Raw genomic sequence first — 20286 nt, 5'->3', positions numbered from 1 at the left:
AGATCTGAATTTGGCATCGATTTAGGTACTGATAACACAGCAGCCAAGGAACCGATAGCGTCGAAAAACCGTCGGGCAAGCGCGGAAAGATATTCACCCGCGCCGCCATTGTTGCTAGTTGTCTGACAACATACGGGAGGAAGATCACACCATGTCCAAGCCGCTGACCATTGCCGACCTGAAGACGCGCGCCCGCCGCCGGGTGCCGAAGATGTTCTTCGACTATGCCGACAGCGGCGCCTGGACGGAGGGCACCTACCGCGCCAACGAGGAGGACTTCGCCAAGGTCAAGCTGCGCCAGCGGGTGCTGGTGGACATGACGAACCGCTCGCTGGCGACGACCATGGTCGGCCAGGAGGCCTCGATGCCGGTGGCACTGGCGCCGACCGGGCTCTGCGGCATGCAGCATCCCGACGGCGAGATGCTGGCGGCCAAGGCGGCGGAAGAATTCGGCGTCCCCTTCACGCTGTCGACGATGTCGATCTGCTCGATCGAGGACGTCGCCTCGGTGACCTCGAAGCCCTTCTGGTTCCAGCTCTACGTGATGAAGGACCGCGAGTTCGTCGCGAACCTGATCGACCGCGCCAAGGCGGCCAAATGCTCGGCGCTGGTGCTGACGCTCGACCTGCAGATCCTCGGCCAGCGCCACAAGGACCTGCGCAACGGGCTCTCGGCCCCGCCGAAGTGGACGATCCACCACGGCATCCAGCTGGCGACCAAGCCCTTCTGGTGCATGGACATGCTGCGCACCAAGCGTCGCGGCTTCGGCAATATCGTCGGCCACGCCAAGAATGTCTCCGACCTCTCCTCGCTCTCCTCCTGGACGGCGGAGCAGTTCGATCCGCAGCTGTCCTGGAAGGACGTCGCCTGGATCAAGGAACGCTGGGGCGGCAAGCTGATCCTGAAGGGCATCCTCGACGAGGAAGACGCCCGCTCCGCCGCCGAGACCGGCGCCGACGCCATCATCGTCTCCAACCACGGCGGCCGCCAGCTCGACGGCGCCATGTCGTCGATCAGCATGCTGTCGAAGATCGTCGACGCCGTCGGCGACCGCATCGAAGTCCACTTCGACGGCGGCATCCGCTCTGGCCAGGACGTGCTGAAGGCCGTGGCGCTCGGCGCCCGCGGCACCTACATCGGCCGCCCCTACCTCTACGGCCTCGGCGCCATGGGCAAGCCTGGGGTGACGGCTGCTCTGGAGATCATCCGAAGGGAGCTGGACATCACCATGGCGCTCTGCGGCAAGCGCGACATCCAGGCGGTCGACCGCAGCGTGCTGGCGGACGTGCGGTTCTGATTGCTGAAAAGATGCTGCTCGGCAAAGTCACGGAACAGGTCTTAAGGACCACGGGGTGAGCAGGTGCGGCCTTCACCCCGCGGCCGCTGAAAAGAAGACGCGGGGTCAACCGTGAAGCGACCGCATTGGCGTCATCAATGACCGCCTCGAGTGCCCCGGCCAGCCCGGTCGCATAATGGCGCGAGGATCCATCCCGCCGGTGACGCCAATTCGCCTCACTCCAGGGATCTGGAGATCCGTGTCCCGGCACTTCCGTCCAGAATGGCGATTGCATCCTCAAGTCGGCCTATCCCGGTGAAGCCGCCGGCGTCGGCAAAATCAGCACCGGCAACAACCTTCGGCCCCATCGACCCCGCGGGCGCAGCGAAAGTGCGCGCTTCTTTCGTCGTCAGGAGCGGGACTGATGTTGCCCCTTCCCTGCCAAAATCGCGATAGACCGCATCGATATCGGTCAGCAACAAGAGTGCGTCGGCGCCCAGCTGGCGTGCCAGCAGGGCGCTGGCGGCATCCTTGTCGATCACGGCTTCAATCCCGGTCAGGCTGCCGTCGTCGCAGCGCACCACTGGAATACCCCCGCCGCCGGTGCAGACGACGATGACACCGTGATCCAACAGGAGCTTGATTGTCTTGAAGTCCGGGATCTCCACGGGCTTGGGCGACGCCACGACCCGGCGCCACTTGTCGCCATCGGCGGCAATGCTCCACCCCGCGGCTTTTGCCCGCGTCTCCGCTTCGGAGCGTTCATAGACCGGTCCGACGAACTTGCTCGGCTTTTCGAAGGCCGGGTCACGCCGGTCCACCACAACCTGGGTCAGCAGCGTTGCGACAGGATGCGCATGGTCCAGCGCATTTTCGAGCTCCTGCTCGATCATGTAGCCGATCATGCCCTCGGTTTCCGCGCCGAGCACGTCGAGCGGATAGGCCTCGTCCGGTTTGTAGGCGGCTCCCTGCAAGGCAAGAAGGCCGACCTGCGGGCCGTTCCCATGGGTGACGACCAGACGGTGACCCGCGCGGACTATGGCAGCCAGCGACCTGGCTGCCACGCGCACGTTTTCACGCTGTGCCCCGGCCGTCAGCGGCTCGCCCCGTCTCAACAGGGCGTTCCCACCCAGCGCCGCGACCACCAGCATTCTCAAGCTCCCAGGGTCGCGACGAGCACCGCCTTGATCGTGTGCATCCGGTTCTCGGCCTGATCGAACACGATGGATGCAGGGCTCTCGAAGACCTCCTCCGTCACTTCCATTGCATCCAGGCCGAACTCGGCCTCGATATCCGCGCCGACGCTCGTCTGCGTATTGTGGAAGGCCGGAAGGCAATGCATGAAGCGCACGCGCGGATTGCCCGTCTTGGCCATCAGCGCGGCGTTGACCTGGTAGGGCGTGAGCAGCTTGATCCGTTCGGCCCATTTCTCCTTCGGCTCCCCCATCGAGACCCAGACGTCGGTATAGACGAAATCGACGTCTTTGACCGCGGTATCGATGTCCTCGGTGATCATGATCCGGGCGCCGGTCTCGGTGGCGACCGCCCGGGCTTCTTCCTGGATCTCGCGCGAAGGCCAGCACGCTTCTGGCGCGCAAAGCCGCACATCCATGCCCATCTTGGCGCCGCCGATCAGCAGGCTGTCGCCCATGTTGTTCCCGGCGTCGCCGATGAAGACATAGGAGACCTGGTGCAATGGCTTTTCGACATGCTCCTGCATCGTCAGAAAATCGGCAAGAATCTGTGTCGGGTGAAACTCGTCCGTCAGGCCGTTATAGACCGGCACGCCGGAGTATTTTGCCAGTTCCTCGACGATCGCCTGTCCGAAGCCGCGATATTCGATCGCATCGTAGATCCGCCCCAGAACCCGGGCGGTATCCTTCACCGATTCCTTGTGGCCGATATGGCTGCCGCTTGGTCCCAGATAGGTGACCCGCGCACCCTGGTCATAGGCTGCCACCTCGAAGCCGACGCGGGTGCGCGTCGAATCCTTCTCGAAGATCAGGGCGATATCCTTGCCCTGAAGTCTGGCGACCTCGGTTCCCGCATATTTGGCGGTTTTGAGATCGGCGGCAAGCTTCAGCAGGAAGCCGATTTCCCGCGGCGTGTAGTCGCGAAGCGTGAGGAAGCTGCGGTTTTTCAGGTTGAAAGCCATTTTGAATGTCCTTGAGGTCAGATGGCGTCGCGGATGGTCGGGCAGCTCATGCAATGTCCGCCGCCGCGACCGCGGCCGAGTTCGGCGCCTGGAATAGCCAGGACCTCAACACCGATGGCCTTCAATGCGGCATTGGTATCGTCGTTGCGGTCGTATCCGACCACCACGCCGGGACGTAACGCCAGCACGTTGTTGCCGTCGTTCCACTGCTCGCGGGCACGCTCTTCGTCGGTATTGCCGCCCGTGGGCACGATCTGAAGTTTCTTGTAGCCGAGAACCTCCGCCACGATGTCGAAGATCGGGCGCGGATCATGGCGGAATGACAGCGGAGCCTTGCCGTCGCCCGGCCGTATGTCATAGCAGACGAGTTCATCGGCGACCTCTTTGAAGGTCGTCACCACATCGTCGCCGCACAGGGTGAACACCGTGTCCAGATGCATGGCGGCACGCGACTTCGGAATGCGGAATGCAAGGACGCGATCGACGACGCCCTTGGCAAAGAGTGACGCCGCCAGCTGTCCGATCCCTTGCGGCGACGATCGCTCCCCCATGCCGACCAGCACCGTGCGATTGCCCACCGGCATCACGTCGCCACCCTCCAGCGTTGCAAGCCCATGCTCCTGGGTCGGGTCGCCCCAGTGGATGTCGACCTTGCCGGCAAACTTTGGATGGAACTTGTAGATGGCGGTGTTGAGCAGGGTTTCCGGGCGGCGGGCAGGCCAATACATCGGGTTGACCGTCACCCCGCCATAGATCCAGGCCGAGTTGTCGCGGGTGAAGAGCGCGTTGGGCAATGGCGGCAGGATCAGCCCGTGATGGCCAAGATAGCTGCCGAACAGGCCGGCCGGCTTGAAGGGCAGATCATCCGCCGCAAGCCCGCCGAGCAGATATTCGGCCAGCTGCGCACCGGGCAGTTCGTCCATCCAGGCCCGCAGCTCCTCCATCATGCCGACGCCGACCTGATTGGCGTTGATGCGATGATCCAGCACCCAGGCGCGACCGTCCTTTCGATCCAGGGTCTCGGCGAGCAACACGTTGACATCCAGCACCTCGACGCCCTCGTCGCGCATCAGCGCTGAAAAGACATCATGGTCCTTCTGCGCCTGCTTGACCCAGAAGACGTCGTCGAACAGCAGTTCCTCGCGATTGGATGGCGTGAGGCGGCGATGAGCGAGCCCGGGGCGGCAGACGATCACCTGCCGCAGCTTTCCGGTTTCGGAATGGACGCCAAGTTCGGGCATTGGATTCATCGTGATGGTTCCTATTCGGTGCTGTTAGAGGGCGCTGATCGCGCCGGTCCACATCAGATAGCCGGCCAAGACGGCCGCGATCACGATGCCCGCTCCGATGAGCGCCTCGATGCCGGAGAAGGCCTTTTCGCCGCGCGCATGCCGGGCCCACCAGTAGACGGGAACCCCGACGACGTACAAAAGCGCGCACATGAACAGGTAGTTCGGACCGGCCGCATAGATGAGCCAGACGCCGTAGACCGTGGCGAGCGCCCCGGTGAAGATGTCGCGCCCCCGTCCCTCGCCGGCCCCATAGCCCTCGCCGGTGACGGCGAGTTTCAGCGCATAGGCGCCGGACAGGACATAGGGCACGAGGATGGCCGTCGAGGCGATATAGAAAAGCGCGAGATAGGTCGAGTTCGCGTAGAAGGTGACGATCAGGAAGATCTGGACCAGGATATTGGTGATCCACAGCGCTCCGGCCGGGGCGCCATTCTTGTTTTCGATCGCGAATACATCCGGAAGAATGCCTTCGCGCGCCGCGCGGTACGGGATTTCGGCGGCAAACAGCGTCCAGCTCAAGAAGGCGCCAGCGACGGAGACGACAAGTCCGATCCGCACCACCACCGAGCCCCAGGGCCCAACCACCTGTTCAAGAACATTCGCCATCGAGGCCGCCGCCGGCAGAGCGGCAAGCTCCGACTGCGTCATGACGCCGAAGGACAGAAGCGATACGAGCAGATAGGCGGTGAGCGCCACGACGAAGCCGATGATCGTCGCACGGCCGATGTCGGATCGCTTGGCGGCGCGACCGGAGACGACGCTCGCACCCTCGATGCCGATGAAGACCCAAAGGGTTACCAGCATCGTGCTCTTGACCTGCGCCATGACGCTGCCGAGATCGGGAGTCCCAAAGCCCCACAGGTCGAAATTGAACTTGGGGAGATTGAAGGCGAGCAGGACAATGATGATGAAGAGCCCGATGGGCGCCAGCTTGGCAATCGTCGTCACGACGTTGAAGATCGCAGCCTGGCGGATGCCCATCAGGATCAGCGCATGGGTCGCCCAGAGCACGACCGAGGCACCGATGATCGCCTGCGTCGTGTTTCCCTCGGCCCCGAAGCCGGGATAGAAATAGCTCAGGGCACCGAAGATCAAGACCACATAGGAGACGTTTCCAAGCCAGGCGCTCAGCCAGTATCCCCAGGCGCTGTTGAAGCCGACGAAATCGCCGAAGCCGGCGCGGGCATAGGCATAGGGGCCGGCATCGAGCGCCGGTTTGCGGGTGGACAATCCCTGGTAGACGAAGGCCAGCGCGAGCATGCCGATGCCGGTGATCAGCCAGCCGATGATGACAGCCCCCGGAGAAGCCCCCTTGGCCATGTTCTGCGGCAGGCTGAACACGCCACCGCCGATCATCGAGCCAACGACAAGAGCCACAAGCGGCACAAGGCCAAGCTTGCCGGTTGCCTTTTCGACAGCAGTGGTGGGAGCTGCAACGCTTGCGGTAACCATCTTGGCATTCCTTCAGTTGAAGAACCCCGGCATGACCGGGCGCATCAAGCGCATGGAGGCCCAGCGCTCGATGCGCTGCCCCCGTCAATGCGAAGAAGGTAATCGTAGTCGTCCTGCCAAGAGCGGACGTTGATGCACATCAAAAATCGCAAGCGATCTGGTGTCAACGCACGGGTACAGGACCTGGCGTCCCGCAATCCATTGATCCAGGAGCGAGACGGCCGGATCTGTTTGCCGTTTTGCGACCTTACTCTCGGAGGAATCTGAAGGCCGGCTTACCGTTCGTGATGCTTCATCATTCCCTGAGCCTTGCTCTCATCAAGAGCATGGGCGCGGAACCACCGACGATTGCAGGCACAGAATCCTGCGCCCCGGAAGCAATCGTCTCATTTCACAGCCCCTCATCCTCACTCCCGGCCAGTCTTGATCTCCACGGCGTCGAAGGTGACGTCGACCGTCTCGGCGTAGCGCTTGCCGTTGACCTCGTCGTGGCGCATGAACGTCGGCGGCTTGATCGTGACGTCGAGCCGGTAGATGCCGTCCCCGGGCACCTTGATGTTCGTGCCGTAATGATAAAGGCCGGGGTGCCAGACGAACGGCACCTCGAAGGGGCCGACGGCCTTGCCGTCCTTCGGCGTCAGGGTTGCGGTGATGTCCAGATAGGGGATGAAGCGCTGGTCGCCGGCGTCGCTCACCGAGATTTCCAGATGGCAGTTTTCGTCGGTCGGCTCATCCCAGACAAGCTCCCCTTCCCCCTTCAGGGAATACATGCCTTCCGCGCGCTCCTGCGCATAGGCCACGATATAGTCGCCGGCGCGGGTCATCCCGCCGCTGTCGGCCACGTCCTCGGCCATGTATTTCAGGGAGGCGTGGTAGGCAGCCCCCTCCTTCTTCGCCATGTCGATCTGATGGCGGTCGGCTTCATCGCTTACTTTTTCGGGTGGTTTGCGCATTTCGGTTCCTTTCGAGCCACAGGGTGCAGCTTTGCTCCTCACCTCCTTAAGAGCGGAGAGCCCGAAAAGTTTCCTCCTGCCGCTCGTCGGCATCCGAAACGGCACACGCCACAGGTCCCGATCGCGATCCTTGCCCGTGTCGATCAGGGGTCCGACATCAATCATGGTGCGGCTGATCGACCGCGTGCCCCGCCGACCGGTTGGATGACTGCCACGGCCACCGACCGGTGATTTCCACCTCGAGCGAGAGGCTGAGGAAGGTTCGGACCAGCACGATCCCGGCCAGGACGGCGAGGCTGTCCAGCGTCGGCTCGATCGCCACCGTATTGATGATATCGGCCGCCACCAAGAGTTCCAGCCCCAGCAGGATGGCCCGACCGAGGGTGGCCCGCAGTTCGTGGTAGGCGCCCTTGCGCGCTCTGTGTTTCACGAAGTTGAAAGCGGCAAAGAAGATACCGACGACGATGACCGCCACGCCCGCCACTTCGATGGCGCGGGTGGTGACATGCAGAAGCTGGGCAAACATGGCGTCCATTCGACATCCCCTTTCAAGCAGGTGAAACTGCGCCTGGACGCATGAAGTTGCATTCCTGCAGCGGGCCATGGAGCCATGGACGCGTGGCCGCTAGCACCAGCCGCCTTTGGCCCCCGGCTTCCTCGCCAGTCCCTCGCGCACCAGGATGTCGGAGAGGGAAATGCCGTTGCGCATGACGGCGCGGATCTTCTGGCCGCGGCTGTCGGCGTCGTCGGCACCGGCGGCCACCAGGTCGAAGGGGCCTGAATCTAGGAAGGCGCGCACGCGCAGTTCGGCGTCGCTGCCCTTGATGCGCTCGGCTTCGCAGCGCGGCTTGTCCATGTCCGGCACCTCGATGCCGGCGAGCCGGATCTTCTGGCCGTGGAACATGAAGCTGTCGGCGGCGATGACGCAGTCATCCTGCTTGGCGGTGCCGCAGAGATAGAACTTCGCCTGATAACGGCCATCTGGCGCCACCGGCGCATCGGGCCGGACGGCTGCCGGAACGACGCCCGCGGGTCTTGCCGCATCCGGCTTGCCGATCGGCGCAGGTGGGGTAATGGCTGCTGTCTGCATCTCGTCGCGCGGCTTGGTGACAGGCCTCTGCCTCGTCTCGGGGACTGCTTTTGGCGGAACAGGGACGGGACGCGATGCGACAGTCTTCTGCTGCGGCGCCTTCGTCGAGGCCGGTTTGGCCGCATGCGTCTCGGGTGCCTGCTTCAGGAAATCGCCCGCGAACCGGCGGACCGCCGCCGAATTGTCATAGGCGGCAATGGTGCCGACGAGGACAACGAGCGCCGCGCTCCAGAACCAGGTCGAGCCGCGACCATTGGCGGAGGCGCGCTTCTTGCGTCCGCTTCCCTTGCGGGCTGTCTTTCGTCTGGGACCGGCCATTTCACCCTCTTGTCGACTCGCGGCGAAGTATGGGGTGATGATGGTTTCCGAAAGGTTTCCGGATACGTCTCTGCGGCCTCAGCTTCCCCTGTAGGTCGAATAGCCGAAGGGGGAAAGCAGGAGCGGCACATGGTAGTGCGCCGTCGTGTCGGCGATGCCGAAGCGGATCGGGATGATGTCGAGGAAGGCGGGCTCGGGCAGCGTCTGCCCGGTCCGGCGCAGGTAGTCGCCCGCGTGGAAGACGAGTTCGTAGTCGCCGGCTTGGAACGTCTCACCGGCGAGCATCGGCCCGCCGTCGACGCGGCCATCCGAATTCGTCGTCACCGTCTTCAGCTTCTCGCGGCTCTCGCCGGAGAGCCGGTAGAGATCGATCGCCAGTCCTTCGGCGGGAAGGCCGCGAGCGGTGTCGAGGACATGGGTGGTGAGGCCGGTCATGGGTGGGGCTCCGAAATGAGATAGGGCTGGTCGAAGACGAATTCCTCCAGATTGGTCTCCGGCCGGTCGCGGTCGACGACGAGGAAATCGCTGACGGTATCGAGCACCATCAGGGGATGATGCCAGACGTTGCGGCGGTAGTTCACCCCCTGGCTTCCGCTGGCGAGGAACACCCGGGGTTCGCCGGGACGGCCGCCGGCATCCTCCGAGACGGCGACGAGGAACGGCCGCCCGGAGAGCGGCGAAAAGCTCTGGCTGCCGAACGGATGCCGCTCCATCATGCCGATCTCGTAGGGAAAGCGCCGCGGCTGGCCGCGAAACAGGCTGATGATGACGCCCTCGCCGTCGGCCTCGGCAACCGACAGCCGGTGGAAGCGCTCGGTGGTGCCGCCGTTGATCAGCCGCATGGTCGCCGGATCGGCTTCGATGACGTCACCGAAGGATGCGAAGGCTTCCCGGCTGAGGGGATGGACGACGAGAGGCTGCGGCATGATCATTCGCCTTGCGGGCGCCAATGGGTGAGCGCGTGAAGACGATCCAGAAACTGCGGGAGCGAGGTTTGCGTCGTTTCCCAGATGATCTTCATGTCGAGGGCGAGGTATCCGTGAGCCGTGCGGTTACGCATGCCGATGATGTGCTGCCATTCGATCTCCGGGTGATCGAGAAGCATCGCCGGATAGTCGCGATCAAGGCGCATCACCGCCTCCCCGAGGATGATCAGCGTCATCCCCACCGCATGCTGAGTGCGAGAGTCCTCGAGAAAGGTTTCATAGTCCATTCCGGCCGTGAACCGACATGCCTTCTGCGCGGCGTGCTCCATCTGTTCAAGATAAAGCTGAAGCCGATCGCTCATATGGCCTTCGATTCAGCAAGGACGCGACTACGGATGCTCTCGGGCAATTCGCCCGGAGTCAGGAGATCAACCCTCACATCCTTCATGATCGTCGAGAGCTCCGAATGTAGTCCGCCGAGCGAAAAGAGGGTGGAGCCGGGCAATGCATCGACAAGAATATCTAGATCGCTGCCATCCGTGTCCTCCCCGCGTGCAACGGACCCGAAGACGCGCGGGTTGGCCGCATTGAAGCGCTCAGTCGCTTCACGGATCGCCTGCCTGTTCTGCTCCAAAATTTCGGACGGTCTCATGGCGAAATCACTCCTGATGCCGGAATATAGGCGATCGGAGACAGGCTGGAAAGAACATGCTGACTCATCCCTCCGGCAGCAGCGTCGCAAGCCGCAGCGCGGCGATGCGCTCCACCTGCGCCGTCGCCGTCTCGAACTCCGCCGCGGGGCTGTTGTGGATGCGCTCCTCGAAGGCCGCGAGGATGTCGGTCTTGTCGAGGCCCCGGACGGCGATGATGAAGGGGAAGCCGAATTTGTCGGTATAGGCGTCATTGAGCGCGGTGAACCGGGCGTGCTCTGCCGCCGTCAGCCGGTCGAGCCCGGCACCTGCCTGCTCGTTGCGGCTGTCCTCCGTCAGCCCACCGGCGATCGCCAGTCGGCCGGCGAGATCCGGATGGGCGCGCAACACGCCGAGCCGCTCGTCCGGCGAGGCCTTGCGGAAGATCGAGACCAGCGCCTGGTGCACGCCGTTCGCCGTCAGCGGCACGAAGAGCAGGCCCGCGTCATAGGCCCGTTCGGCGATGAAGGGCGAATGCTCGAAGACGCCGCCGAAGCGGGCTACAAAGTCCTCGCGGGCGGTCATGCGGCGTCTCCCGGCGTATGGTGTTCGTGCCAGTGGCGGGCGATCTCGATCCGCTGCGGGATCCACACCTTGTCGTGGGAGAGCACATATTCGACGAAGCGGCGAAGGGCGGCGGCGCGGCCGGGACGGCCGACGAGGCGGCAGTGCAGCCCCACCGACATCATCTTCGGCGCTCCCTCCTGGCCCTCCTGGTAGAGGACATCGAAGGCATCCTTGAGGTAGGTGAAGAACTGGTCGCCGGAGTTGAAGCCCTGCGGCGTGGCGAACCGCATGTCGTTCGTCTCCAGCGTATAGGGGATGATCAGGAACGGCTTGCCGTCGAGCCCAGGCACCCAATAGGGCAGATCGTCGGCATAGCTGTCGGAGGAATAGAGGAAGCCGCCCTCCTCCATCACGAGGCGCAGCGTATTGTCCGACGGCTTGCCCTGGTACATGCCGTAGGGGCGCTCGCCGGTCAGCTCCGTGTGCAGCCGGACGGCTTCGCGGATGTGCTCGCGCTCCTTCTCGAGCGAAAAGTCCTTGTATTCCAGCCAGCGATAGCCGTGGCTGGCGATCTCCCAGCCGGCTTCCTTCATCGCCGCGACGGCGTCCGGGTTGCGGGCCATGGCGCGCGTCACGCCATAGACGGTCGTCTGCACCTTCAGATCGGTGAACAGCCGCCACAGCCGCCAGAAGCCGGCGCGCGAGCCATATTCGTAGATCGATTCCATGTTGAGGTTGCGCTGACCCGGCCAGGCCGCCGCGCCGACGATCTCCGACAGCAGGTTCTCCGAAGCCGCGTCGCCGTCGAGAATGCAACTCTCGCCACCCTCCTCATAGTTGATCACGAACTGTACGGCGACATGGGCGCCGCCCGGCCATTTCGGATCGGGAGGCGTGCGGCCGTAGCCGACGAGATTGCGGGGGTAATCGTTTTGGGACATCAAATCACCTTGCCAAACATGCCGCGACGGTAGCCAGCCCTCCCGCCGCTGTCGAGACGGAAACATCGATACCTGCGGTGATCAGTCGGGCTGTGCGGCAAGCCGCAGATGGCTTTCGAAGGTGAAGGCCTCCGGCACCTCCATCGCCTGACCTGCCATGGCGCAAAGGGCCGCATCGGCCAGCCGGTGGGCGATGCCGAAGCTCACCTTGAAGCCGCCGGTGAGCGCAATGATCGACGGATGGCCGAGATGCGGCCCGACCATCGGATCGCGGCCGATCGCCTTGGGGCGCAAGCCTGCCCAGCGCTCGACCACCTCCGCCTGCCGCAACGCCGGGACCAGCTGCCGCGCCCGCTCCAGAAGGTCGTCGAGCTTGGCGTCGGTCGCGAACGGCGCGTCGAACTCCTCCTCGCTGGTGCTGCCGATCGCCACCAGCCCGTCGTCATGGGGCACGACATAGAGGCCGTTGAGGAAGACGATCGGATGCGCCGGATCGATGTCCGCCTTCAAAAGCGCCGCCTGTCCCTTCACCGGGCGCCCGAGCGACCGGGGAGCGCCACCGCCGAGCTCATCCAGAAGCGGAAAGGACGACGGCCCCGCCGCGACGATGCAGTGGCCGAAGGCGATCGTTGTGCCGTCCGCGAGCACCACGCGGTTCTCTGCCGCGTCGATGCGCCGTGCCGGCACGCCCTCGACGATCCGGACGGTGGGCGATGCTCGCAGCCGTGCGGCCAGCACCGCCATCAGGGCGCGCGGCGACACCCGCCCGGCGAGCGTCTCGTGGATCACCCCGGCACCGGTGAAGGCGGGATCGAGCGCCGGAACGGCGTCAGGCTCGAGCACGTCCCAGGCGAAATCATGTCCGGCGGACGCCCAGTTCTCCCTGGCATCCTGCTGATGGCGCAGCGCGATGTCGCGCAAATGCGGCTTCGGCAGCGGGATCAGCCGGCCGGAGCGGCGATAGCCGCTGGAGAGGCCTGTTTCGGATTCCAGGCGGGCGATCTCGGTTTCGAGCGAAACGAGCGCGGTAAACTGGAACTGCTTCTTCTCCGACCAGCGATCCGGCACATGCGCCATCAGCGCGCCGAGGAGGCCGCCGGAGGCGCCGCTTGCCAGCGTCCCGGCGTCCAGCAGCAGCGTCGGGATGCCGAGCCGGTCCGCCTTGAGCGCTGCCCACAGCCCCATGATGCCGCCACCGAGGATGACGAGATCCGGTGACGACGGAAGCGATTGACCGGCCCGGCCGGCGGGACTATCGGCTGTGGTCATGAACAACGATATTTCCGAGAGTGATGGCGGGAGCCTCGAGTGGCACGAGGGCGATATGCCCTACTCGCCCCAGTTTGGCGACCATTTTTATTGCCGCAACGACGGTCGGCTCGAGTGCGGCCATGTCTTCCTGGCCGGCAACGGCCTGCCGGAGCGGTGGCATGATACGTCGCAATTCCGGATCGGCGAACTGGGCTTCGGCACCGGGCTGAACTTCTGCGAGACCTGGCGGCAGTGGAAGCTCGTGCGGCAACCGGGCGCGCAGCTGCATTTCACCTCCTTCGAGCTCTATCCGATGGCCGCCGAGGAGATCGGCCGCGCCCTGTCGCAATGGCCGGAGATTACCGAGGAACGGACGGCGCTCGTCGCTGCCTGGCCCGCGCATCCGCAGGGTCGCGTGGAGATCGTGGCGGACGCGCAGACGCGGCTCACCGTCGTCGTCGGTCCGGCGCTGGACGGCGTGACGGCAGAGCCCGCCGGTTTCGACGCCTGGTTCCTCGACGGTTTCGCCCCCTCGCGCAACCCCGACATGTGGTCGCCGGACCTGATGCAGGCGATCTTCGACAGTACCCTTCCCGGCGGCAGCTTCGCCACCTATGCGGCAGCTGGCTTCGTGCGGCGCAACCTGCAGGCGGCAGGATTTGCCGTGGAACGCCGGCCGGGCTTTGCCGGCAAGCGCGAAATGTTGTGCGGCAGAAAGTAGAAGGCCGCTATTCGCCCGGGTGCATGGGATGGCGACGACCGGGCGCGGTAAAATAGTAGACGCCCGCGCCGATCGCCAAGGCGACAAGTGGCATGCCGAAGAGGGCATAGATCGTGAACCAGCTCACAGCAGCCTCCCAAGAACTTTTCTTGCCAGCAAATGTAGTGCAATTCCGCAGGAAAGCCAAACACAGCTGGCAGCAGTCAGCAGCAGCGGACTAAAGCCTATCCCGATGCTGAACTGAAAAAGCACTGCGATCGAGGGGGCCACCACCCCGGTGATAATGACGCCTGACGCCATGGCGTTCAGCCAGTTGGCAGTCAGCTTCGTGCGCTCGTTGTGGATCGCGCTCATGGCGCTCGCTCGTCAGTTCAACCTGAGCGAGGCTGATGCCGCCCCGAGCCACTGCCGGATCTTCTGCTCCAGAAGCTCCGGGCTGATCGGCTTCGACATGTAGTCGTCCATGCCCGCGGCAAGGCAGAGTTCCTTGTCGCTTTCCAGCGCGTGCGCCGTGACGCCGATGATCGGCACATGGCCGCCCGTCTGTCTCTCCAGCTCCCGGATCTTCTGCGTCGCCTGATGCCCGTTCATCACCGGCATCGACACGTCCATCAGGATCAGCGAAGGAGCCATGGCCTGCCAGGCGTCGACCGCCTTTGCGCCGTTCTCGACGATCTCGAAGCGCCAGGGGGTGCCCTGCAGGATCTGCGTGAAGACGATCTGGTTGACCTCATTGTCTTCCGCAACCAGTACGTCGATCACCGGTGCGGATCGCGCCGCCGGCGTCGCCCCCCTGCCATCCGTCCACTGCGCCACCGGTCGCGGGGAAAGCATCTGTGCAGCAGGAAGTGTCTGTGTCGGCACTTCCGTACGGCGGTTCAGACGAACCGACCGCACCACCTCGACGACGGTCGCGCGCAGAAGGTTGGCGCGTGCCGGCTTCATCAGATGCGCCTGGATATTGAGCTTGGCAAATGCGCTGTCGTCGCCCGCCATGTCCATCGACGTTAGAAAGACGATACCGACATCATCGAAGCGGCCGTCGCTGCGAATGCGCGCGGCAACGTCGAGCCCGTTCATCTCGGGCATGTGATAGTCGAGCACGAGGGCGTCGATGGTCATGCCGAGCCGGAAGACCTCTGCCATGACCGCAAGCCCCTCGGCTCCTCCGTCGGCGGCGACCGTGTCGAAGCCCCACATGCTCAGCTGTTCGGTGAGGATGCGTCGGTTGACGGCATTGTCGTCGATGACGAGAACCCGCGCACCGGCCGTATTGACCGGCAACGCAGTGTTGGTGGTGCGTTCACTGACCACATGGAAGGGCAGCCTGACGGTGAAGACCGACCCCTTGCCGACCTCGCTCTCGACCTCGATGTAGCCGCCGAAGAGGTCGACGAGGCCGGCAGTGATGGCGAGGCCAAGACCGGTGCCCTCGTGGCGCCGCGTCGAGGAGGTATCGACCTGGGAGAATTTCTCGAAGACCGACTTCAGCTTCTCGTCCGGAATGCCGAGGCCCGTGTCCTCGATCCGCACAGAAAGCATCATTTCCCCCTGGGCGATTGCCTCCGAATGCAAGTCGATGAAGACATGGCCCTTCTCGGTGAACTTGACCGCATTGCCGACGAGATTGGTGATGATCTGGCGGAAGCGCCCGGCGTCGCCGAGCACCGTTTCCTTGACCGAGGCATCGCCGCGGACAATCAGCTCGATGTCCTTCTCCGCGGCCGAAGACGACAGCAGCGTCGCCACGTCCTCGATCGCCTCGACGGGATCGAAGGGCGCCTTCCTGAGCTTCATCTGGCCGGCGTCGATCTTGGAGAAGTCGAGGATGTCGTTGATGATCGTCAGCAGCGCATTGCCCGACTTGACGATGATGTCGATGAAGGTCTTCTGGCGGGTATCGAGGCTGGACTTGGCCAGCAGTTCCGCCATGCCGAGCACGCCGTTCATGGGCGTGCGGATCTCGTGGCTCATGTTGGCGAGGAATTCCGACTTCGCCTTGTCCGCCGCCTCGGCGCGCTGCACCAGGCGCGTCAGCTCCGCCTCGCGCTCCTTGATATCGGTGACGTCGGTGAAGACGGCAAGCCAGTGATCATTGCCGCTGAGATTGGCCTCGACGTGGATCCATTTGCGACCGTCGACCTTGAAGGTCACCTCGACGGAGTCGCCCTGGCTGACGTTTTCCTCCCAGGCGCGGAGCGTTTCCATCGCGTCGTCCGCAGGCCCCAGATCGCCGCGCCTGACGCAGAAGCGGAAGACCTCGCGCCACAGGGCGCCGGGGCTTCCGAGCGCCTCCGGGATCTCCAGCATCGCCGGCAGGGCGTTGTTGGAAAAGACGATCATCCCGTCGTGCAGGATGAGCAAACCTTGCGACATGGCACTGGTGGCGTCGCGCATCAGCGCGCCCTGTCGGTCGAGCGCCTGCTGGGCGGCCCGCACCTCCTCGTCGCGTTTACGGATTGCGGTGATGTCGGTGTAGCTCAGCAGCAGCTTTTCGCCCGTCAGGCGGGTGCCGGAGATCAGGATCACCCGCCCCTGCGCGCTGCGGACCTCGATCGGCGGCTGATCGCCCTCCTGGGTCAGGTCGGCGATCCGCTTGCTGTAGATCTCCTCGAAGCTCTTGCCGGTATCGCTGTAGATGCCGTTGTCGAAATTGACCTTCAGGAAATCGCGGTAGGGTCGACCGATCAGCTCGAACTGCTCGCCGGCATCCCAGAAGCCGTAGAAGGCCGGGTTGGCATATTCGAAGGTGAAGTCGCGGTCGAGAATGCCGATGCCCACCGGAACGCCGCCGAGGATGGTCTGCATGTCCTGTCGCAGCTTTTCGGCATGCTCCATGGCCTGCTTGTAGGGCGTGATGTCGGTGATCGAGCCGACGAGATGCGGCTCGCCCTCGGCATCGAGGACGCGCATCTGCCGGGTGAGGACAGGAATGGTGCGGCCGTCCGGAAAGGTCTTGTCCTCGGCCTTCTCGATCGCCTCGCCATCATCGAGGATCCGGTCGTTTTCGCTCTGGCTGCGCTCCGCCTTCCAGGGGAACATTTCCGCATCGGTCTTGCCGAGGATGTTGGCGCGCTTGTCGCCGAACATCTCCTCGTAGGCGGCGTTGACGAATTCGAGCCTTTGCTCGCTGTCACGCATGAAGACGGCGACCGGCAGGTCCTCCAGCACCGCCCGCAGGAGCTCGGCCTCGCCGATGTTCTTGCGCAGGTCATGCTCCTGCTCCTTGAAGTCGGTGACGTCGGAGCGCAACGCGATGACGAGACCATTGTCCAGCCGCTTGTTGACGCTCTTCAGCCAGCGCCCGTCCTTCAGCTGCTCGACCGTTTCCGAATAGGCAAGCCCGAAGGACTTTAAGCGTTCCTGAATCCAGGCCACCCGTTCCGGCGGCTCCCGCCCCTGCAGGCTGGGATTGTTCTTGACGCGCCTTTCGTAGATCTCCTGAACGAGTTGCTCGTAGCGGATGCCGTGCCGAAGCGAAACGCCGAAGGTATCGTAGAATTCATCCAGCTGAGCATTGTAGTAGATGAGCCTATTGTCCTCATCGTAGATGCCGATGCCGACGTCGAGGAGGTCGAGAGCATTCTCGAGCTGCAGGTCCTGGTAGCTGCCGTCGGCGTCGTCGCGCATGGTCTTCCCTCCCCCGTCCGTTACAACATGCCGCGGCACCTCGCGGGCCTCCTCCACCGGCACGAAGCGCCCGAACAGAAATGTCCGGTCGTCTTCCGTGACGAAGCGCTCGATGGCGATCTCAAAGGCCGGCGTGCCGGACTCGTCGAGAACGCGTGCCGTTTCCTCACTGCCGAAGATCAGCGCGCGGCACTCCTTCTCCCGGCGGTCACCGTCATGCTCTGTCTGAAGAAGATCGCGGGTGGACTGGCCGACGAAATCCGCCGGCACACCGCCAAACAGCGCCGCATAGGCGCCGTTGACAGCAACGTAGTTGAGGGTGCTGTCCTTGATGAACGCAGGTTCGCGCAGATCCCCGATCCGCGCGCAAGCCGTTGTCAGGAGTTGGCCCTGCATACCCACCGTCTTCCGCTCCAGCCGCTTGGACAGCGGCGTCCCACAGCGTTTCTGTTGTGCTCCGATTCGGAGATAACACCATAGCGAGCGTTAACGATTCCTTGCAAAGCGCGTTCAGCCGTCCCGAAAGCTTACATTTGTCAGTTTTCTACCCCGCCTGACCCCAACTTCTGCACTTTCGATGCCGCCCGGGATTCGCCAAGTTCAGGCCACAATCGTGCCGCAATTCGCGCTTTTCGAATGGTGATCGAGCGCTTCTTCAACCGCAGGCCGCATCTGGCTGAACAGCCGTTCAGACTGGAGCTTCTGCACGTCCTTCAATCCGCCGGGATTGATGGCGACACTCTTCCCCATACCCTGGAGAGGGAAAGGATGAGGATCATGCGAACACTTAAGAAGACTGTGACTGCGGGCATGATGGCGTTGACGGCGATGGGGGCTCTTGCGGTTCCGAACGCGCAGGCTCGCGATCGTCACGACGACGTCTGGGCCGGCGTTGCGGCAGGGCTTGCCGGCGGCATCATCGGCGGAGCCATCGCCTCGCAGCCGCGCCGGGTCTATGTGGAGCCCGAATACGACTATGCGCCGCCGCCGCCGGTCTATCGCCGCACCTATTACCGGCCCGCGCCGCGGTGCCATTTCGAATGGGTTGAGAACGAGTGGGGCGAAGCCTATCGCGCCCGTGTCTGCTACTAAGCGGAATCCATTGGACAAATCGAAGCCCGCCTCCACGCCTGGAGGCGGGCTTTCGCATTACAGCCGCAAAAACGTCACTTGACTTTGAGCTGTCCTTCCACCAAATGAAGCACAGCTTTCACCTTCCGGCCGCCGCGTGAGTTGGCCCTGTGACACGATAGTCGCGAAGAAGGAACAAGGCGCACAGATAGATCGCCCTCATTTCCCGAGGGTTTACGCGCTGGAGAGCAATTTCCAACACACAAGTTCCCACTTCACGCGGGGTTCTTGACGCCAAGGGCAAGCCGGACAGCATGGTGCTGTAGCCGGTTGCGCGCTTTTGGCGCCCCGAAAAGGTATTCGACTTGACGAATTTCCAAGAGCTTGGCCTGTCCAAGCAGCTCGTAGACGCGCTTTCCGCCCTCGGCTACGACACCCCGACCCCGATCCAGGAAAAGTCCATTCCCCAGCTTCTCCAGGGCCGCGACATGGTCGGCCTGGCACAGACCGGCACCGGCAAGACAGCCGCCTTCGGCCTGCCGCTGATCGAAATGCTTTCCAAGGACCAGAAGCGTCCTGACAACCGCACCACCCGTGCGCTGATCCTGGCGCCGACCCGCGAGCTGGTCAACCAGATCGCCGTCAGCCTGAAGAGCTACATCCGCAATACGCCCCTGAAGATCAACGCGGTCGTCGGCGGCGCCTCGATCAACAAGCAGCAGCAGCAGCTTGAAAAGGGCACCGACATTCTCGTCGCAACGCCCGGCCGCCTGCTCGACCTGATCTCGCGCCGCGCCATCGGCCTGACGACGGTGCGCTACCTGGTGCTCGACGAAGCCGACCAGATGCTCGACCTGGGCTTCATCCACGACCTGCGCAAGATCTCCAAGATGGTTCCGGCCAAGCGCCAGACGCTGCTGTTCTCGGCCACCATGCCGAAGGCAATTGCCGATCTGGCCTCCGACTTCCTGAAGGATCCGGTCCAGGTGTCCGTGACGCCTCCGGGCAAGGCTGCCGACAAGGTCGAGCAGTTCGTCCACTTCGTGAACGGCAAGAACGACAAGACGGATCTCCTGAAGAAGTCCCTGACGGAAAACCCGGACGGCCGCGCCATGGTCTTCCTGCGCACCAAGCACAGCGCCGAAAAGCTCTCCAAGCACCTCGAGCAGGTCGAGTTCAAGGTTGCCTCCATCCACGGCAACAAGAGCCAGGGCCAGCGCGAACGGGCTCTGAAGGCCTTCCGCGACGGCGAAATCCGCGTGCTGGTGGCCACCGACGTCGCGGCCCGCGGCATCGACATTCCGGGCGTCACCCACGTCTTCAACTACGACCTTCCGGAAGTGCCGGATGCCTATGTCCACCGCATCGGACGCACGGCGCGTGCAGGTAAGGACGGCATCGCCATCGCCTTCTGCGCACCCGACGAAGCCGGTCTGCTGCGTGACATCGAGCGCCTGATGAACATCGAGATCACCACCGCATCGGGCGAACGCCCGGTGGGCATGGCTCGCCCGGCGCGCGGCGGCGGCAACAAGCGCGGTGCTTCGGCTCCACGCCAGGCCCGTGGCAACGGCGGCGGTCGTCCCGGCGGCGAAGGCCGTCCGGAACGTCGCGAACGCCCGGCCCGCAAGCCCTTCTCGCAGGCTGAAGGCTCCGAGGAGCGCGGTGCGCGTCCGCAGCGCGACAACCGTCGCAACGACGACTTCCGCGGCCAGCGTCGCGGCGAAGGCGCGCCCCAGGCCGACAACGACCTGACCTCGACCTCCGACTTCCGTCCTGCCAAGAAGGCCTTCGGCGGCCCGAACGGTGCCGAAGGTCGTCCGGCCCGCAAGGAACACCGCAAGGGTGCCGCTCCGGCAGCCCATGGTGCCCATGAAGCCGCCAACCAGCGCACCCGCAGCGGCCACGGCCGTCCTGCCTCCAAGGGCAGCGCCAACGGCGGTCCCGTCAAGTTCGGCGGCGAGAACACCGGCGGCGGCCAGGGCCGCACGCGCCGCCCCGCGTAAGCGGTCCA

At 64.1% G+C, this 20286-nt stretch carries 20 protein-coding genes; 4 read left to right on the top strand and 16 right to left on the bottom strand.

What is annotated here, in order from left to right; all coding sequences use genetic code 11:
• Nucleotides 1-151: 151 nt before the first annotated feature.
• Nucleotides 152-1297 (top strand): alpha-hydroxy acid oxidase, encoded by a 1146-nt coding sequence (locus EO99_RS0101845; RefSeq protein ID WP_029616944.1) that lies wholly within the window; start codon nt 152-154, stop codon nt 1295-1297.
• A gap of 215 nt (nt 1298-1512) precedes the next feature.
• Here EO99_RS0101845 and arcC read toward each other — a convergent pair whose 3' ends face one another.
• From arcC to EO99_RS0101775, 14 genes are all read right to left on the bottom strand, one after another.
• On the bottom strand, nt 1513-2427 hold the full coding sequence (gene arcC / locus EO99_RS0101840) for a carbamate kinase (RefSeq protein WP_029616943.1): 915 nt from the start codon (nt 2425-2427) through the stop codon (nt 1513-1515).
• Between the two features lie 2 nt (nt 2428-2429).
• Nucleotides 2430-3431, bottom strand: coding sequence for an ornithine carbamoyltransferase (locus EO99_RS0101835; protein ID WP_029616942.1), 1002 nt, complete (start codon nt 3429-3431; stop codon nt 2430-2432).
• Between the two features lie 17 nt (nt 3432-3448).
• Nucleotides 3449-4672, bottom strand: a complete 1224-nt coding sequence (locus tag EO99_RS0101830; protein ID WP_029616941.1) for an arginine deiminase — start codon at nt 4670-4672, stop codon at nt 3449-3451.
• Nucleotides 4673-4705: 33 nt separating this feature from the next.
• The gene (gene arcD / locus EO99_RS0101825; RefSeq protein WP_051679652.1) at nt 4706-6175 is read right to left on the bottom strand and encodes an arginine-ornithine antiporter; all 1470 of its coding nucleotides are present in this window, start codon (nt 6173-6175) and stop codon (nt 4706-4708) included.
• Between the two features lie 407 nt (nt 6176-6582).
• Complete coding sequence (locus EO99_RS0101820; RefSeq protein WP_029616939.1) at nt 6583-7128, bottom strand: iron transporter; 546 nt, start codon at nt 7126-7128, stop codon at nt 6583-6585.
• 157 nt (nt 7129-7285) lie between these two features.
• Nucleotides 7286-7663 carry a DUF1622 domain-containing protein gene (locus EO99_RS0101815; RefSeq protein ID WP_029616938.1) on the bottom strand — a complete coding sequence of 126 codons (378 nt, stop codon included), beginning with the start codon at nt 7661-7663 and terminating at the stop codon, nt 7286-7288.
• 90 nt (nt 7664-7753) lie between these two features.
• A complete protein-coding gene (locus tag EO99_RS26190; RefSeq protein WP_051679651.1) occupies nt 7754-8536 on the bottom strand; it encodes a hypothetical protein in 783 nt (260 codons plus the stop codon).
• 78 nt (nt 8537-8614) lie between these two features.
• Entirely contained in the window at nt 8615-8971 is a 357-nt protein-coding gene (gene uraH / locus EO99_RS0101805) for a hydroxyisourate hydrolase (protein ID WP_029616936.1), read from the bottom strand.
• Nucleotides 8968-9462 (bottom strand): ureidoglycolate lyase, encoded by a 495-nt coding sequence (locus tag EO99_RS0101800; protein ID WP_029616935.1) that lies wholly within the window; start codon nt 9460-9462, stop codon nt 8968-8970. Before EO99_RS0101800 ends, uraH begins: the two co-directional genes overlap by 4 nt.
• A 2-nt stretch (nt 9463-9464) precedes the next feature.
• A complete protein-coding gene (locus EO99_RS0101795) occupies nt 9465-9824 on the bottom strand; it encodes a HepT-like ribonuclease domain-containing protein (protein WP_029616934.1) in 360 nt (119 codons plus the stop codon).
• Nucleotides 9821-10114 (bottom strand): nucleotidyltransferase family protein, encoded by a 294-nt coding sequence (locus tag EO99_RS0101790; protein WP_029616933.1) that lies wholly within the window; start codon nt 10112-10114, stop codon nt 9821-9823. The genes EO99_RS0101795 and EO99_RS0101790 overlap by 4 nt, the downstream gene beginning before the upstream one ends.
• Before the next feature lie 64 nt (nt 10115-10178).
• The gene (gene uraD / locus EO99_RS0101785) at nt 10179-10676 is read right to left on the bottom strand and encodes a 2-oxo-4-hydroxy-4-carboxy-5-ureidoimidazoline decarboxylase (protein WP_029616932.1); all 498 of its coding nucleotides are present in this window, start codon (nt 10674-10676) and stop codon (nt 10179-10181) included.
• Nucleotides 10673-11599, bottom strand: a complete 927-nt coding sequence (gene puuE / locus EO99_RS0101780; RefSeq protein ID WP_029616931.1) for an allantoinase PuuE — start codon at nt 11597-11599, stop codon at nt 10673-10675. The genes uraD and puuE overlap by 4 nt, the downstream gene beginning before the upstream one ends.
• Nucleotides 11600-11680: 81 nt before the next feature.
• A complete protein-coding gene (locus EO99_RS0101775) occupies nt 11681-12868 on the bottom strand; it encodes an NAD(P)/FAD-dependent oxidoreductase (protein ID WP_029616930.1) in 1188 nt (395 codons plus the stop codon).
• On the opposite strand from EO99_RS0101775, the gene mnmD reads away from it, so the two are divergent.
• On the top strand, nt 12867-13571 hold the full coding sequence (gene mnmD / locus EO99_RS0101770; protein WP_051679650.1) for a tRNA (5-methylaminomethyl-2-thiouridine)(34)-methyltransferase MnmD: 705 nt from the start codon (nt 12867-12869) through the stop codon (nt 13569-13571). The genes EO99_RS0101775 and mnmD overlap by 2 nt on opposite strands.
• Before the next feature lie 123 nt (nt 13572-13694).
• Here mnmD and EO99_RS0101760 read toward each other — a convergent pair whose 3' ends face one another.
• Together EO99_RS0101760 and EO99_RS0101755 are read right to left on the bottom strand one after the other, a co-directional pair.
• Entirely contained in the window at nt 13695-13925 is a 231-nt protein-coding gene (locus EO99_RS0101760; protein WP_029616928.1) for a hypothetical protein, read from the bottom strand.
• Between the two features lie 12 nt (nt 13926-13937).
• On the bottom strand, nt 13938-17597 hold the full coding sequence (locus EO99_RS0101755; protein WP_029616927.1) for a PAS-domain containing protein: 3660 nt from the start codon (nt 17595-17597) through the stop codon (nt 13938-13940).
• A 381-nt stretch (nt 17598-17978) separates the two neighbouring features.
• Here EO99_RS0101755 and EO99_RS0101745 point away from each other — a divergent pair, with 381 nt between their 5' ends.
• The gene (locus tag EO99_RS0101745; protein ID WP_029616926.1) at nt 17979-18293 is read left to right on the top strand and encodes a hypothetical protein; all 315 of its coding nucleotides are present in this window, start codon (nt 17979-17981) and stop codon (nt 18291-18293) included.
• Nucleotides 18294-18637: 344 nt separating this feature from the next.
• Complete coding sequence (locus EO99_RS0101740) at nt 18638-20278, top strand: DEAD/DEAH box helicase (protein WP_029616925.1); 1641 nt, start codon at nt 18638-18640, stop codon at nt 20276-20278.
• Nucleotides 20279-20286: the final 8 nt, after the last annotated feature.

The sequence above is a fragment of the Pseudorhizobium marinum genome, from assembly GCF_000705355.1.
GTDB lineage: Bacteria > Pseudomonadota > Alphaproteobacteria > Rhizobiales > Rhizobiaceae > Neorhizobium > Neorhizobium pelagicum.
Note: the sequence above shows the minus strand (reverse complement) of the source record. Positions and strands in the feature narration are given on the sequence as shown.

Coding starts and splice junctions, on each gene's coding strand:
- EO99_RS0101745 (WP_029616926.1), top strand. CDS start 17,979: ATGCGAACACTTAAGAAGACTGTGACTGCGGGCATGATGGCGTTGACG.
- EO99_RS0101760 (WP_029616928.1), bottom strand. CDS start 13,925: ATGAGCGCGATCCACAACGAGCGCACGAAGCTGACTGCCAACTGGCTG.
- EO99_RS0101835 (WP_029616942.1), bottom strand. CDS start 3,431: ATGGCTTTCAACCTGAAAAACCGCAGCTTCCTCACGCTTCGCGACTAC.
- EO99_RS0101790 (WP_029616933.1), bottom strand. CDS start 10,114: ATGAGACCGTCCGAAATTTTGGAGCAGAACAGGCAGGCGATCCGTGAA.
- uraD (WP_029616932.1), bottom strand. CDS start 10,676: ATGACCGCCCGCGAGGACTTTGTAGCCCGCTTCGGCGGCGTCTTCGAG.
- EO99_RS0101775 (WP_029616930.1), bottom strand. CDS start 12,868: ATGACCACAGCCGATAGTCCCGCCGGCCGGGCCGGTCAATCGCTTCCG.
- EO99_RS26190 (WP_051679651.1), bottom strand. CDS start 8,536: ATGGCCGGTCCCAGACGAAAGACAGCCCGCAAGGGAAGCGGACGCAAG.
- EO99_RS0101795 (WP_029616934.1), bottom strand. CDS start 9,824: ATGAGCGATCGGCTTCAGCTTTATCTTGAACAGATGGAGCACGCCGCG.
- EO99_RS0101815 (WP_029616938.1), bottom strand. CDS start 7,663: ATGGACGCCATGTTTGCCCAGCTTCTGCATGTCACCACCCGCGCCATC.
- arcC (WP_029616943.1), bottom strand. CDS start 2,427: ATGCTGGTGGTCGCGGCGCTGGGTGGGAACGCCCTGTTGAGACGGGGC.
- EO99_RS0101800 (WP_029616935.1), bottom strand. CDS start 9,462: ATGCCGCAGCCTCTCGTCGTCCATCCCCTCAGCCGGGAAGCCTTCGCA.
- arcD (WP_051679652.1), bottom strand. CDS start 6,175: ATGGTTACCGCAAGCGTTGCAGCTCCCACCACTGCTGTCGAAAAGGCA.
- EO99_RS0101755 (WP_029616927.1), bottom strand. CDS start 17,597: ATGCAGGGCCAACTCCTGACAACGGCTTGCGCGCGGATCGGGGATCTG.
- EO99_RS0101830 (WP_029616941.1), bottom strand. CDS start 4,672: ATGCCCGAACTTGGCGTCCATTCCGAAACCGGAAAGCTGCGGCAGGTG.
- uraH (WP_029616936.1), bottom strand. CDS start 8,971: ATGACCGGCCTCACCACCCATGTCCTCGACACCGCTCGCGGCCTTCCC.
- EO99_RS0101845 (WP_029616944.1), top strand. CDS start 152: ATGTCCAAGCCGCTGACCATTGCCGACCTGAAGACGCGCGCCCGCCGC.
- mnmD (WP_051679650.1), top strand. CDS start 12,867: ATGAACAACGATATTTCCGAGAGTGATGGCGGGAGCCTCGAGTGGCAC.
- EO99_RS0101820 (WP_029616939.1), bottom strand. CDS start 7,128: ATGCGCAAACCACCCGAAAAAGTAAGCGATGAAGCCGACCGCCATCAG.
- puuE (WP_029616931.1), bottom strand. CDS start 11,599: ATGTCCCAAAACGATTACCCCCGCAATCTCGTCGGCTACGGCCGCACG.